The following is a 12596-nucleotide window of genomic DNA, read 5'->3' as shown; positions in this document are numbered from 1 at the left end:
GGTCCCCCGGCGGAAGGGGGGTCACCCGTATGCGGGGTGCTCACCCACGATCACCCCGCGGCGCGCCGATATCGCGTCGGATTACTCCGCTCCAGCGATGAGCGGAGAGTGATGGGCGGCCTCGTCAGGCCGTCGTCCCCGGTGGACGCGCCGGTCCCGCTCCCCGCTCAGCGGCGCGAGCTGTGCGCGATGCAGGCCACGTCGATCCGGTCCGCGAGCTTGGCGAGTTCGATGGTGAGCGTCGCCACCGTGTCCTCGTCGAGACCGTCCTCGCCGGCCTCCACCAGACGCAGCCACCGGCCGCCGAGGGTGCGCAGCAGCTTGCTGACATCCGCGGCCGCCACCTGCAATGTGCCGTGGTCGTCGACGATCAGAGGCAGGGTCACTTCACGGTTCACAAGGGGATCGTAGTCGCGGAACGCTCATGCCCCGTGCCATACCGTGGTGATGTTGCAGAACTCGCGGATCCCGTGCCCCGACAGCTCGCGCCCGTACCCGGAGCGCTTGACGCCGCCGAACGGGAAGGCCGGGTGCGAGGCCGTCATCCCGTTGATGAACACTCCGCCGGCCTCCAGGTCCTGGACGAAGCGGTCGACCTCGGTGCCGTTGTGCGTCCAGACGTCGGAACCCAGCCCGAAGGGGGAGTCGTTGGCGATGGCCACCGCCTCGTCCAGATCGGCGGCCCGGTAGAGGGTGGCGACGGGCCCGAACGCCTCCTCGTGGTGGATGCGCATCCGCGGGGTGATGCCGGTGAGCACCGTCGGCGGGTAGTACCAGCCGGGCCCGTCGGGGCGGGTGCCGCCGCACAGCACCGTCGCGCCGGCGCCCACCGCGTCGTCGACCAGTTCCGCCAGATCGGCGCGGCCCCGTTCGCTGGAGAGCGGTCCGACCTCGGTCTCCTCAGCCATCGGATCGCCGACCCGCAGCGCCTTCATACCGGCCGTGAACCGCTCGGCGAAGGCGTCGAAGACGTCCGTGTGCACGATGAACCGCTTGGCGGCGATGCAGGACTGCCCGTTGTTCTGCACCCGGGCCGTCACGGCGGTCTCGGCGGCCCGGTCCAGCTCCGCGGACGGCATCACGATGTACGGGTCGCTGCCGCCCAGCTCCAGCACCGTCTTCTTGATCTCGTCCCCGGCGATCGAGGCGACGGAGCGGCCCGCCGGCTCGCTGCCGGTGAGGGTGGCGGCCCTGACCCGCGGATCGCGCAGCACCCTCTCGACCGCGCCCGAGCCGATCAGCAGGGTCTGGAAACAGCCCTCCGCGAAGCCCGCACGGCGGAACAGATCCTCCAGGAAGAGCGCGGTCCCCGGCACGTTCGAGGCGTGCTTGAGCAGCCCCACATTGCCCGCCATCAGCGCGGGCGCGGCGAACCGCACCACCTGCCACAGCGGGAAGTTCCACGGCATCACCGCGAGCACCGGACCGAGCGGCCGGTAGCGCACGATCACCCAGGAGGCGCCCGAGTCCTTCACATCCCGTGCGTCGGGCTCCTCGTCGGCCAGCAGTTCCTCGGCGTGGTCGGCGTACCAGCGCATCGCCTTGGCGCACTTCGCGGCCTCGGCGCGGGCCTGGGTGATGGGCTTGCCCATCTCGGTGGTCATCACCCGGGCGATGTCCTGGCACTCCGCGTCGAGCAGATCGGCGGCCTTGTGCATGCGCAGCGCCCGTTCGGCGAAGGTGGTGGTGCGATGGGTGCGGAACGCGGTGTCGGCGGCGGCGAGCCTGCGCTCGATCTCCTCCTCGCCCAGGGCGTCGTACGTCCTGAGCGTCTCGCCGGTCGCCGGGTTCACCGTGGCGATGGGCATGCTGACCTCCTGGAACAGCTCTGTCTCGACCTTCCCGCGCGGCGGTGGGCGCCGCAACGCGGGTGCCGTCTCAGCCCGAGTGCTCAGCGAGCCGGTCCAGAAACGCCGTCTGCGCCCGCACGATCACCTCCCGGGCCCGGTCGAGGGCGAACCACCCCACCCGGTCCAGTTCGGGGAACTCCTGGGTGCGCCCCGACCGCGGCGGCCACTGAAGGGTGAAGGTGCCCGGTGCGATCGCCGCCGGATCGAGGTCGGCCTCGACCGCCCACACCGTGACGACCTTGCCGCCGGCCTGCCGCACCTCGCCGAGCGGTACGGCCTCCCCGTCCGGCGGCGGCAGCCCCAGCTCCTCCCGGAACTCGCGGCGGGCGGCATCGAGGGGCGGCTCCCCGGCCTCGTACTCGCCCTTGGGCACGGTCCACGCCCCGGCGTCGCGACGGGAGTAGAAGGGGCCGCCCATATGGCCCAGCAGGACCTCGGGACCATGAGCGGTGCGCCGGAACAGCAGCAGGCCCGCGCTGCGCCGCCCCCGCCCGCTCACGGCACCACCCGCGGATGGGCCGCCAGCAGGGTCCCCACGGTGTCGGCCTCCTCCGGCCGCTTGTCCTCCCGGTGGCGCACCACCCGCGCGAACCGCAGGGTGACACCCGCCGGGTAACGGGGGGAGCGCTGCAACCCGTCGTAGGCGATCTCGACCACGAGTTCGGGGCGTACGGTCACCACCCGGCCGTCGTCGGCGACCGCCAGCTCCCCGAGCCGCTCGGTCTGCCACCTGAGCATCGCGTCCGTGAGGCCCTTGAAGGTCTTGCCCAGCATGACGAAGGAACCGTCCGGGGCGCGGGCCCCCAGATGCAGATTGGAGAGCTTTCCGGTGCGGCGGCCATGGCCCCACTCGGCGGCCAGCACCACCAGGTCCACGGTGTGCACGGGCTTGACCTTGAGCCAGGCGGCACCGCGGCGGCCCGCGCCGTACGGGGCGTCCAGGGCCTTGACCATGACCCCCTCATGGCCCCGTGCCAGGGTCTCGGCGAGGAAGTCCTCCGCGACGGCCACCTCCTCGCTGCCCCGCACCAGCGCGCGCCGCACCCGCATCGGCTCCGGCACCAGCCGGGCCAGCTCCGCATGGCGGTCGGCGAACGGCAGGTCCAGCAGGTCACGGTCCGCCATGGACAGCACGTCGAAGAAGACGGGGGAGACCGGGACGGCCGCGGCGGCCGTGGCCACGTCGAGACGGGAGCCGACCCGCCCGGCGGTCTCCTGGAAGGACCGCGGCCGCCCCGCCTCGTCCAGGGCGATCACCTCGCCGTCCAGGACGAACCGTTCGCCCGCGAGCCCCAGGGCGGCCGAGGTCACCTCCGGCAGCCGGTCGGTGATGTCGTCCAGGGTGCGGGTGTGGACCCGTACCTCGCCGCCGTCCCGGTGGACCTGGACCCGGATGCCGTCGAGCTTCTCCTCGACGGCGCAGGCGCCCAGTCGCCCGACCGCCTCGGCCACCGAGGAGGCGCTCTGCGCCAGCATCGGGAGGACCGGGCGGCCCACCGTGAGCCGGAAGGTGCCGAGGGCCGCCGGACCCCCGGAGAGCAGGGCCTCCGCCACGGCCCGGAGCGATCCGGCGAGCATCACGGCCCGCCGTACGTCCGCCGGAGCGGCCCCCGTCGCCTCGGCCAGTCCCTCGGCCGCGAGGGCGTCCAGTGCGCCCTGCCGCACCTCCCCGGTGAGCAGCCCGGTCAGGAACCGCTGCTCCTCCTCGGTGGCCGCGGCCAGCAGCTCGCCGAGCAGCCGGCCGCGCTCGGACTGCGACCCGGCGCCGGTGACCGCGCCGATCCGGGTCAGCCGGGAGTCCACCTCCCGCACCGTGAGCGTGGACTCCGCGGCCGGCGGAACCGGGCGGCCGAGCAGCTTCCAGCCGATGCCGAGCCGTCCCTGCGGCAGCCGCCCGGCCAGATACGGGATCACCACCGGCACGTCCTCGGCGTCGGCGGCCCGGAACAGCTCGCCGAGCAACGCGATCTTCCGGGACCGCGCCGAGGTGGCGGCGACCTCCCGGGACACCCGGGCCAGCCGGCTCAGCAGCATGCAGCCATGGTGCACCGGCGGCGCCCGGGCTACATCCCCAGGGCAGCGTCCAGATCGGTCATCAGCAGCTCCCCGTTGATCGCGGCTCCCGCCCGGTACCCGCGGCTGGCCGCGTTCACGACCTGCTCCGCGAAGCCGGAGGCGTTGCCCGCCGCCCACAGCCCGGGCACGCTGGTCAGGCCCCGCTCGTCGATCTCGGGATAGGTGCCGAACGGGGTCTCGTGCAGCGTGGCGCCCAGCCGCTCGAACAGGCCGACGTTCGGGACGGCCCGGGGCGCGACGAACAGCACGGAGCGGTCATGGACGGTGCCGTCCGCGAGCCGCACCCCGGTGAGCCGGTCGTCGTCCACCACCAGCCCCGCCACCTCGCCGGGCACCACGGCCACCCCGGCCGCCGCGAGCCTGCGCAGGTCCTCGTCCGTGAGCTCCTCCTCGGCGACCGTGTGCAGGAACAGGGTCACGTCCTTCGACCACTGGGAGACCATCAGCGCCTGGTGCACGCTCATCGGGGTCGAGGCGAGCACCCCGAAGGCCCGGTCGCGCACCTCCCAGCCGTGGCAGTAGGGGCAGTGCAGCACATCACGCCCGAAGCGCTCGGCGACCCCGGGCAGAGCGGGCAGCTCGTCCCGCAGACCGGTCGCCACCACCAGGCGCCGGGCGTGCACCGCGCGTCCCTCCGCGAGCGTCACCTCGAACTCCCCGTCCGCGTCCCGGACGGCGTCCACCGCCCGGTCCCGGACGAGCGTCACGCCGTACCGGGCGATCTCCTCCCGCCCCACGGCGAGGAAATCGGCCGGCGGCATGCCGTCGCGCGACAGAAAGCCGTGCATATGGGCCGCGGGCGCGTTGCGCGGCTCACCCGCGTCGACGACGAGTGTGCGGCGCCGCGCCCGCCCCAGGACCAGGGCCGCAGACAGCCCGGCCGCGCCGCCCCCGACGACGACCACCTCGTACCGCTCGGTCCCGTCGTTCTTCCCGTTCTTCTCGGTCATGGTGACCACCTCCACCGAGACGGTCGCCCGGGGCCCACGGGATTGACAAACATGTTTGCCGGAACTGCAATACAGAACATGAGCACGGACGAAGTACTGGCGGGCGTGGGCGACCGGCTGCGGCGGATCCGTAAGGAGCGGGAGGTGACCCTGGCGGGACTGTCCGAGGCGACCGGCATCTCCGTCAGCACCCTCTCGCGCCTGGAGTCGGGCCTGCGCAGACCCAGCCTCGAACTGCTGCTGCCGATCGCGCGGGCCCACAGCCTGCCGCTGGACGAACTGGTCGGCGCCCCGCCGGTCGGCGATCCGCGGGTGCGCGCCGAGCCGGTCGTGCGGTACGGCCGCACCCACTGGCCGCTCACCCGCCAGCCGGGCGGACTCCAGGCGTTCAAGGTGCTCGAACCCCGGCGCACCGTCGAACCGGACCCGAGGACGCACGAGGGCTATGAGTGGCTGTACGTCCTGTCCGGGCGGCTGCGGCTGGTGCTGGGCGAGCACGATGTGGTGCTGACCGCGGGGGAGGCCGCCGAGTTCGACACCCGCGTGCCCCACTGGTTCGGTTCGACGGGGGAGGGGCCGGTGGAGTTCCTCAGCCTGTTCGGGCCCCAGGGGGAGCGGATGCATGTGCGGGCGCGACCCGGGCGTTCATGACCTCATGCCCCGGTGCGCTGACGTGCGCCGTACCCGACCCCCGCCCGGCGGTCCGAGAACCACTCGTTCGGAGGACATGTCTGCCGCACGGATGAACCCCTCGCTGCGCCACACTTGCGGCCGAAAGCCGCGAAGTGGGCGTGGCGAAAGGGGTTGAGGATGGCTGTTTCCATCTCTGTGGTGCTGCTGTTTCTGTTCATTGCGGTGCTGTTCCTGCGCAATGGGGGGCTGAAGATGTCGCACGCCCTGGTCTGCATGCTGCTCGGTTTCTTCCTGGCCAGTTCGAGCATGGCTCCGACCATCCATCAGGGGCTGGCGGCGACGGCGGAGATCGTCGGCGGCCTGCACCCCTGATCGCCGCCGGTCGCCGTCGGTCGCCGCTGTCGTTTCCGGTCGTCCCGGTCGTCCCGATCGCCCCGGCCGTCCCCGGCCCTCAACGGCGGGAGAAGACGCCGATCCCGTCCGCGACCGGGCGTTCGGCACCCCCGCTGGGATGGTTGCGCACGGTGACCCGGTGCGCGCCCGGCAGCCGGGTGACCAGCGTCGTGGAGGTGCCGCCGTCCAGGTTGAAACCGTCCGTGGCGCCCAACGTCCGCAGGACGGAAGCGAGTTCGAAGAGGGTGAGACCACCGTGGCGGGCGTCCGAGCCGTCGAGCGCGAGAAGCAGCAGACGGTGGCCGCCGTCCGCGACACCCGCCGCGGTGCGCACCGCGGTCGTGGCGGCGTCGAGGCCGGACAGCGCGGTGCCGTGCCGCAGCAGCGGGAAACCGCCGACGGCGAAGCGGTACGGGACGCCGGACGAGCCCGCCACCAGCCGGTGCTGCACCTGGACCTGCCGGCCCCGGACCAGCGTGCGCAGCCGGTGCGCCCCCGCCTCACGGCCGACCAGCACCGTGGTGCCCCGCGGGATGGGGCCCCGGCCGGGCCTGGCGGCCCTGGCGACGACCCGGCCGCCCCTGACCGTCACCTCGAAGGTGTCGCGGCTGCAGGGGGCGCCCCGGTGGCTGTCGGTGCCGCAGGTGGGCCGTACCCGGGAGGCGCTGCCCCAGGCGGAGGTGTACGCCCCGATCGAACCCTGGCGCAGCGCGTACTGGTTGAGTCCGCCGAGCGGCAGTCTCCCCGCCTCGGTGGTCACCGAGCCGGTGAGGTGCAGCCGGTCGAGCCGCGCCCTGCGGTCGGTGCCCACCCCCAGCACCTCCTCGGTGCCGGCACCGGGCGGTAGCGCGGGGCCGAAGCGCTGTCCCCGCGGTACGGCGGACTTGAGGGCACGCCCGTTCGCGACGGCCGGGCCGACGGCCGCGCCGGTCGCCTCGACCCCGGGGTGCTGGGTCTCGGCGACATTGAAGAAGTCGCCGTTGACCCCCGCCAGCGCGCCCTGTGCGTCGGCGAGCCGGGACACGGTGGCCCGCGCGGCCACGGCCCGCGGGTGCAGCAGATCGACCCCCACCCGTGGATCGCGCAGGTCGACGGTGAGGAGATGCGCGTGCATCACCCCGCGGGCCGTCCGGATGTCGAGCGTGCTGTAGCGGACCCCCGGAGTGATCGCCCGGGTCTTCGACGCGGCGCCGGCCGGTACCGCCCCCACCAGGGCCGCGCCGGTCAGCGCGCTCCATGCCACGAGTACCGTCAGTGCCGTCCTGAACCGTCTGCTGCGACGCGTCATCGCTCCCCCTGATGTCCGGTCGACTTCCTCGGGATTCAGGGGAAGTGCACCAGACGGGGGCCTGCGGTGGGCCGTTCAGGGCTCGATGACGCGGGAACGGATGAGAAAACGCACTCCTTCGGGTGCTTCCAGGGAGAATCCGCTGCCGCGGCCGGCCACGACATCCACGATCAGCCGGGTGTGGCTCCACACCTCGTACTGGTTACGGGACATCCAGAAGCCGACCGGCTCGTCGACCCCCTCGACCGCCAGCTCCGCGAGCAGCACATCGGAGTTCCCGGTGCGGAACTCGCCGGCCGGGTAGCACATCGGGGAACTGCCGTCGCAGCAGCCGCCTGACTGGTGGAACATCAGCGGCCCGTGGATCTCCCGGAGCCGCCGCACCAGTTCGGCGGCCGCGGGGGTGAGCTCCACGCGCGGGATCAGGTCCATGGTCACGCAGGCCATTCCAACGCGGCACAGGTTGCGACGACGTTGCACGACACGGGCGGTGCCGACGGCAGGGGTGCGTGGTCACCGCGGGCGGAACCCTCGTCCCGCCCGCGGTGCCGGTCAGGCTCGGTGGTACTGGACCGGGACGGCGACCTCGCCCCCGAGCCGGTCGGCGGCCTGGCGGGCCCAGTACGGGTTGCGCAGGAGCTCACGGCCCAGCAGCACGGCGTCCGCCCGGCCGGAGCCGATGATCTCCTGGGCCTGGGCCGGTTCCGTGATCAGGCCGACGGCCGCCACGGGCATCCCGGCCTCGGTGCGGATCCGCTCGGCGAAGGGCACCTGATAGCCGGGGCCGGACTCGATCCGGGCGTCGGGGGCGATGCCACCGGAGGAGACGTCCATCAGGTCCACACCGCGTGCCTGGAGCTCCTTGGCGAAACGGACGCTGTCGTCGGTGGTCCAGCCCTCCCGGTCGTCCGCCGGGTTCTCCGTGAGCCAGTCGGTGGCGGAGATCCGGAAGAAGACCGGCAGTTCCTGCGGCCACACGGCGCGGACCGCCTCGACGACCTCCAGGGCGAACCGGGTCCGGCCCTCGAACGAGCCGCCGTAGCGGTCGGTGCGCCGGTTGCTGTGCGGGGAGAGGAACTGGTGGATCAGATAGCCGTGCGCGCCATGGATCTCGGCGACCTCGAACCCCGCCGCCAGGGCACGGCGGGCGCCGTCGGCGAACTGCCGGACGATCTCCGCGATCTGCTCCTCGCCCAGCTCGTCGGGCGTCGTCGACGACTCGCTGAAGGGGACGGCGCTGGGGCCGACCGGCTGCCAGCCGTAGGGCTCGTCGGGGCTGATCTGACGGCCGCGGTCGACCCAGGTGCGCTCGGTCGACGCCTTGCGCCCGGCGTGGGCCAGCTGAATACCCGGGACGGTGCCCTGCGTCTTCAGGAACGCGGTGATGCGCCGGAAGGCGTCGACCTGGGTGTCGTTCCAGATGCCGAGGTCGTAGGGGCTGATCCGGCCTTCGGGGCTGACGGCCGTGGCCTCCGTGATGATCAACCCGATGCCGCCGGTGGCGCGGGCGGCGAGATGCGCGAAGTGCCAGTCCGTGGGGGCGCCGACCGTCTCCCCCTCGGGCGCCGCGCTGTACTGGCACATCGCCGCCATCCAGATGCGGTTGGGAATGGTGAGCGACCTGACGGTGTGGGGGGTGAAGAGGGTGCTCAAAACCGACTCCTTGTCAGCGGCCTCACGGTCCGCGATGAGCGCCGGACCGGGTCGACGGCCGTCGACCCGGTCCGGCCGGGCACCGAGTCAATTGCGTCCGCCGCTATTTTATTCCCGCCGCATATATGCGCACGCAATCAAAGGTACGGGTGGGCGGTGCGGGGAAAAGGCCGTCGCCGTGCGGCGGTAGCACCACGCCCTGGTTCCCGGCCCGGCGCCTCGCGGACCTGCCCGTGCCACCCGAAACGGCGGTGCGGTCCGGCACTTCGAGGGGTAGCGTCGCCGTTCATGACCCCCACCCTGCGGACCGCACGCCTGCTCCTGGAGCCCTATGTCCACAAGGACGAGGACGCCTTCGTCGCTCTGTTCCAGGACATCAGGGTGTCCCGGTGGATGGGTGAGGGCCCGCTCTCCGAGGCGGCCGCCCGTGCCCTCTTCGGGCGGATCTTCACCAAGGTCTACGCGCGGGACCTGTTCGACGTCTGGGCGGTCCGCCGGGACGGGCTCCTGATCGGGCACGCCGAGATCAAACCGACCGACGAGTCGGGCGGCCACGAGATCATCTACGCCCTGACCCCCACGGTCTGGGGGAGCGGCCTGGGGACCGAGCTGGCGGAGGGAATCGTCGCGCACGGCTTCGGCGCGCTCGGGCTGACGGAGGTGCACGCCACCGTGGCCGCGCCGAACCGGGCCTCGCTGGCGCTGCTGGCCAGGATCGGTTTCGAGCACGTCCGGGACATCGAGGAGGCCGACGGCGCCCTCACCCGCGTGCTGACCCGCCGTCTCACCGCGACGGACCGGAGTTCCCTCGCCCGCTGAAGCCCTCCGAAGCCCGCCGGCGGTGATCCCGGCACGGCGTACCCGTAGCACGGCCCGGGCGCGGGACCATGGGAAGAGCGGGACGCCGTCGAGGACGAGGAGCCGGCATGAGCACGGACGCCACCGAGACCACGGTCACCGATCAGGCCGTCGCCGGCCTGCGGGCAGCAGCGGATCCACGGCTGCGGGAACTGCTCGGCGGCCTGATCCGCCATCTGCACGACTTCGTGCGCGAGACGCGGCTCACCCAGGACGAGTGGGAGAGCGCCGTCGCGTTCCTCACGGCGACCGGACAGGCCTGCACGGACACCCGGCAGGAGTTCATCCTGCTGTCGGACGTCCTCGGCATCTCCACGCTCGTCGAGACCGTCAACGGCAACCACGCCCCGGGCACCACCGAGTCCACCGTCCTCGGCCCCTTCCATATGACGGAGTCCCCGGTCCGTGAACTCGGTGACGACATCGACCTGGTGGGCGGCGGCGAGCCCTGCGTGGTGAGCGGGCGAGTGCTCTCCGGGGACGGGACGCCGCTGCCCGGCGCCGTCCTCGACGTCTGGCAGGCGGACGCCGAGGGCCACTACGACGTGCAGCGGCCGGACAGCCTGCCCTCGGGCAACGGACGCGGAGTGTTCACCGCCGGTACCGAGGGCCGCTACTGGTTCCGCAGCTGTGTGCCGGCCTCCTACCCGATCCCCACCGACGGCCCGGTCGGCGGACTGCTGCGGGCCGCGGGCCGCAGCGCCCGCCGGCCCGCGCACATCCACTTCATCGCCGGCGCCGAGAACCACGCGCCCCTCACCACGCACCTCTTCGTGGGCGGCGACGAGCACCTGGACTCCGATGCCGTGTTCGCGGTGCGCAAGAGCCTGGTGCGGGACTTCACCCTGACCGACGACCCCTCCCTGGCTCGTGAGTTCGGCGTACCGAACCCCTTCCGGCACGCTCGCTTCGACCTGGTGCTGGAGCGTGCGACATGACCCCGTACGCCGACTTCTCCTATGAGACCCGGCCCGTGCGGGTCGTCTTCCGGCCCGGGGCGTCCGTGACCGCCACCCCGGAGGAGGCCGAACGCCTCGGGCTGCGGCGCCTGCTCGTCCTCAGCGGCAGCCGCGGCGAGTCCGGGGCACGGGCCGTCGCGGGCGGACTGGGCGACCGGTGTGTCGCGGTGCACCCCGGGGCCCGTATGCATGTGCCCGCGGAGGCCGCCGACCACGCCGTGGCGGCGGCCCGCGCGGCCGGGGCCGACGGATGCGTCGCCATCGGCGGCGGCTCCGCCATCGGCCTCGGCAAGATGATCGCGCTGCGCACCCGGCTGCCGCTGATCGCCGTCCCCTCGACCTACTCGGGTTCGGAGATGACCCCGGTGTGGGGACTGACCGAACACGGCGTGAAACGCACCGGCCGCGACCCGCTGGTCCAGCCCCGCAGTGTGGTCTACGACCCCGAGCTCACCCTCTCCCTGCCCCTTCCGCTCACCGCGACCAGCGGCGTCAACGCGCTCGCCCACGCCGTCGAGGCGCTCTACGCCCCCGACACCTCACCCCTGGTCGCGCTGATGGCGGAGGAGGGCGTCCGGGCGATGGCCGGGGCCCTGCGTTCGCTGGCCGCCGGGCCGGAGGACCTGGACGCCCGCTGCCGGGCCCTGTACGGGGCGTGGCTGTGCGGCGCCGCCCTCGGTGCGACCACCATGGGCCTGCACCACAAGCTCTGCCATGTGCTGGGCGGCACCTTCGGGCTGCCGCACGCGGAGACCCACACCGTGCTGCTCCCGTATGTCCTCGCCCTCAACGCCCCCGCGGCACCGGAGGCGGTGGCCGCGCTGCGCCGGGCGCTGGACACGGACGACGTCCCGCGGGCGCTGCGGGAGCTGGCCGGGAGCCTGGGCGCACCACGGTCGCTCGCCGAGCTCGGTCTGGAGCAGGACGACTTGGCGGCGGCGGCCGCTGAGGTGACGGGCCAGCCGTACCCCAACCCCCGCCCGGTGACGGCGGACGCGGTGCTGGGCGTCCTCACGGCCGCGTACGAGGGGCGGGAACCGGAGACCTCTGGCGCGGGTCACCCTCGGACCGTGAAGGAGAGCGGATCATGACGGCATTCCCCCGAGGACCGGTCGGCACGTCGGGCGTCCGGACCACCCCCGAGGGCCTTCGCTGGGAGCCCAGTGAGCGCTGGGTGCGCGGGCGCCGGGGCGAGACCACCGTCGTCGACAGCCGGCATCCCGTCCTCGTCTGGGAGCCGGACCTGCCTGTGCCGCTCTACGCCTTCCCGCGCGAAGAGGTCCGCGAGGACCTGCTCCGCCCGGCGGCGGCCCCTCCGTCCGGCGCGCACGCAGGGGCGCGGGACTTCTACGACCTGGTCGTCGACGGGGACGTGCGTCAGAACGCCGCCTGGATCCCCCCGTCCGCCGATCTGGCCGGTCATATCACCTTCGAGTGGTTCCAGCGCCGCGGCACGGGGCTCGACCGCTGGTACGAGGAGGAGGAAGAGATCTTCGTCCACCCCCGCGACCCGCACAAACGGGTGGACGCCCTGCCGAGCAGCCGCCATGTGCGGATCGAGATCGGCGGCACGGTCGTCGCGGACACCCGGCGGCCGGTGCTGCTCTTCGAGACGGGACTGCCGGTGCGGTACTACCTTCCGCCCGAGGACGTCCGCCTCGACCTGTTCACCCCCACGGACCACCGCACCGGATGCCCGTACAAGGGCACGGCCCGGTACTGGACCTTCACGGGTGACGCCGGTGTCCCGCCGGACATCGCCTGGAGCTACCCGGATCCGCTGCCCGCGGTCGCCGCCGTCAGGGGGCTCGTCGCCTTCTACAACGAGGCGGTCGGCATCACGGTGGACGGTGAACGCGTGGAACGTCCGGTGACCCCGTTCAGCGGGCAGCTGTCGGGACGGCCGCCGGCCCGGCACCCGCACGAGTGAGGAACC

General features: G+C 73.1%; 14 protein-coding genes. 6 read left to right on the top strand and 8 right to left on the bottom strand.

Annotated features, from left to right (window positions below):
- Positions 1–167 precede the first annotated feature (167 nt).
- The 5 genes from CP978_RS05745 to CP978_RS05725 all read right to left on the bottom strand — a co-directional run bounded on the left by CP978_RS05745 (position 168) and on the right by CP978_RS05725 (position 4876).
- Positions 168–398: a DUF6213 family protein gene (locus CP978_RS05745; RefSeq protein WP_043438094.1), complete on the bottom strand. Its 231-nt coding sequence runs from the start codon at positions 396–398 to the stop codon at positions 168–170.
- 24 nt (positions 399–422) lie between these two features.
- Positions 423–1808: an NADP-dependent succinic semialdehyde dehydrogenase gene (locus CP978_RS05740; RefSeq protein WP_043438091.1), complete on the bottom strand. Its 1386-nt coding sequence runs from the start codon at positions 1806–1808 to the stop codon at positions 423–425.
- Positions 1809–1878: 70 nt separating this feature from the next.
- Positions 1879–2349 (bottom strand): NUDIX hydrolase, encoded by a 471-nt coding sequence (locus CP978_RS05735; RefSeq protein ID WP_043438089.1) that lies wholly within the window; start codon positions 2347–2349, stop codon positions 1879–1881.
- Positions 2346–3884, bottom strand: coding sequence for an ATP-dependent DNA ligase (locus tag CP978_RS05730; RefSeq protein ID WP_043438087.1), 1539 nt, complete (start codon positions 3882–3884; stop codon positions 2346–2348). Before CP978_RS05730 ends, CP978_RS05735 begins: the two co-directional genes overlap by 4 nt.
- 29 nt (positions 3885–3913) lie before the next feature.
- On the bottom strand, positions 3914–4876 hold the full coding sequence (locus CP978_RS05725; RefSeq protein WP_043448225.1) for an NAD(P)/FAD-dependent oxidoreductase: 963 nt from the start codon (positions 4874–4876) through the stop codon (positions 3914–3916).
- 78 nt (positions 4877–4954) lie between these two features.
- Between CP978_RS05725 and CP978_RS05720 the strand changes: the two genes are divergently transcribed.
- Positions 4955–5527 carry a helix-turn-helix domain-containing protein gene (locus CP978_RS05720; protein ID WP_043438084.1) on the top strand — a complete coding sequence of 191 codons (573 nt, stop codon included), beginning with the start codon at positions 4955–4957 and terminating at the stop codon, positions 5525–5527.
- A 159-nt stretch (positions 5528–5686) separates the two neighbouring features.
- Positions 5687–5881, top strand: coding sequence for a hypothetical protein (locus CP978_RS05715; RefSeq protein WP_043438082.1), 195 nt, complete (start codon positions 5687–5689; stop codon positions 5879–5881).
- A gap of 79 nt (positions 5882–5960) precedes the next feature.
- Here CP978_RS05715 and CP978_RS05710 read toward each other — a convergent pair whose 3' ends face one another.
- From CP978_RS05710 to CP978_RS05700, 3 genes are all read right to left on the bottom strand, one after another.
- Entirely contained in the window at positions 5961–7190 is a 1230-nt protein-coding gene (locus CP978_RS05710; protein WP_043438079.1) for a phosphodiester glycosidase family protein, read from the bottom strand.
- A gap of 75 nt (positions 7191–7265) precedes the next feature.
- Complete coding sequence (locus CP978_RS05705; protein ID WP_043448224.1) at positions 7266–7622, bottom strand: DUF779 domain-containing protein; 357 nt, start codon at positions 7620–7622, stop codon at positions 7266–7268.
- A gap of 120 nt (positions 7623–7742) precedes the next feature.
- A complete protein-coding gene (locus CP978_RS05700; RefSeq protein WP_043438077.1) occupies positions 7743–8843 on the bottom strand; it encodes an NADH:flavin oxidoreductase/NADH oxidase in 1101 nt (366 codons plus the stop codon).
- Positions 8844–9131: 288 nt separating this feature from the next.
- Between CP978_RS05700 and CP978_RS05695 the strand changes: the two genes are divergently transcribed.
- The 4 genes from CP978_RS05695 to CP978_RS05680 all read left to right on the top strand — a co-directional run bounded on the left by CP978_RS05695 (position 9132) and on the right by CP978_RS05680 (position 12590).
- The gene (locus tag CP978_RS05695; RefSeq protein WP_043438075.1) at positions 9132–9662 is read left to right on the top strand and encodes a GNAT family N-acetyltransferase; all 531 of its coding nucleotides are present in this window, start codon (positions 9132–9134) and stop codon (positions 9660–9662) included.
- A 107-nt stretch (positions 9663–9769) separates the two neighbouring features.
- Positions 9770–10639, top strand: coding sequence for a dioxygenase family protein (locus tag CP978_RS05690; RefSeq protein WP_043438072.1), 870 nt, complete (start codon positions 9770–9772; stop codon positions 10637–10639).
- Positions 10636–11751, top strand: coding sequence for a maleylacetate reductase (locus CP978_RS05685; protein WP_052454031.1), 1116 nt, complete (start codon positions 10636–10638; stop codon positions 11749–11751). Before CP978_RS05690 ends, CP978_RS05685 begins: the two co-directional genes overlap by 4 nt.
- A complete protein-coding gene (locus tag CP978_RS05680; RefSeq protein WP_043438069.1) occupies positions 11748–12590 on the top strand; it encodes a DUF427 domain-containing protein in 843 nt (280 codons plus the stop codon). The genes CP978_RS05685 and CP978_RS05680 overlap by 4 nt, the downstream gene beginning before the upstream one ends.
- Positions 12591–12596 lie beyond the last annotated feature (6 nt).

Origin of the sequence: Streptomyces nodosus, assembly GCF_008704995.1 — a bacterium.
Lineage (GTDB): Bacteria > Actinomycetota > Actinomycetes > Streptomycetales > Streptomycetaceae > Streptomyces > Streptomyces nodosus.
Note: the sequence above shows the minus strand (reverse complement) of the source record. Positions and strands in the feature narration are given on the sequence as shown.

Excerpts from the sequence above, each read along its gene's own strand:
- CP978_RS05740 (WP_043438091.1), bottom strand. The coding sequence starts at position 1,808 with ATGCCCATCGCCACGGTGAACCCGGCGACCGGCGAGACGCTCAGGACG.
- CP978_RS05730 (WP_043438087.1), bottom strand. The coding sequence starts at position 3,884 with ATGCTGCTGAGCCGGCTGGCCCGGGTGTCCCGGGAGGTCGCCGCCACC.
- CP978_RS05725 (WP_043448225.1), bottom strand. The coding sequence starts at position 4,876 with ATGACCGAGAAGAACGGGAAGAACGACGGGACCGAGCGGTACGAGGTG.
- CP978_RS05720 (WP_043438084.1), top strand. The coding sequence starts at position 4,955 with ATGAGCACGGACGAAGTACTGGCGGGCGTGGGCGACCGGCTGCGGCGG.
- CP978_RS05715 (WP_043438082.1), top strand. The coding sequence starts at position 5,687 with ATGGCTGTTTCCATCTCTGTGGTGCTGCTGTTTCTGTTCATTGCGGTG.
- CP978_RS05710 (WP_043438079.1), bottom strand. The coding sequence starts at position 7,190 with ATGACGCGTCGCAGCAGACGGTTCAGGACGGCACTGACGGTACTCGTG.
- CP978_RS05705 (WP_043448224.1), bottom strand. The coding sequence starts at position 7,622 with ATGGACCTGATCCCGCGCGTGGAGCTCACCCCCGCGGCCGCCGAACTG.
- CP978_RS05695 (WP_043438075.1), top strand. The coding sequence starts at position 9,132 with ATGACCCCCACCCTGCGGACCGCACGCCTGCTCCTGGAGCCCTATGTC.
- CP978_RS05690 (WP_043438072.1), top strand. The coding sequence starts at position 9,770 with ATGAGCACGGACGCCACCGAGACCACGGTCACCGATCAGGCCGTCGCC.
- CP978_RS05685 (WP_052454031.1), top strand. The coding sequence starts at position 10,636 with ATGACCCCGTACGCCGACTTCTCCTATGAGACCCGGCCCGTGCGGGTC.
- CP978_RS05680 (WP_043438069.1), top strand. The coding sequence starts at position 11,748 with ATGACGGCATTCCCCCGAGGACCGGTCGGCACGTCGGGCGTCCGGACC.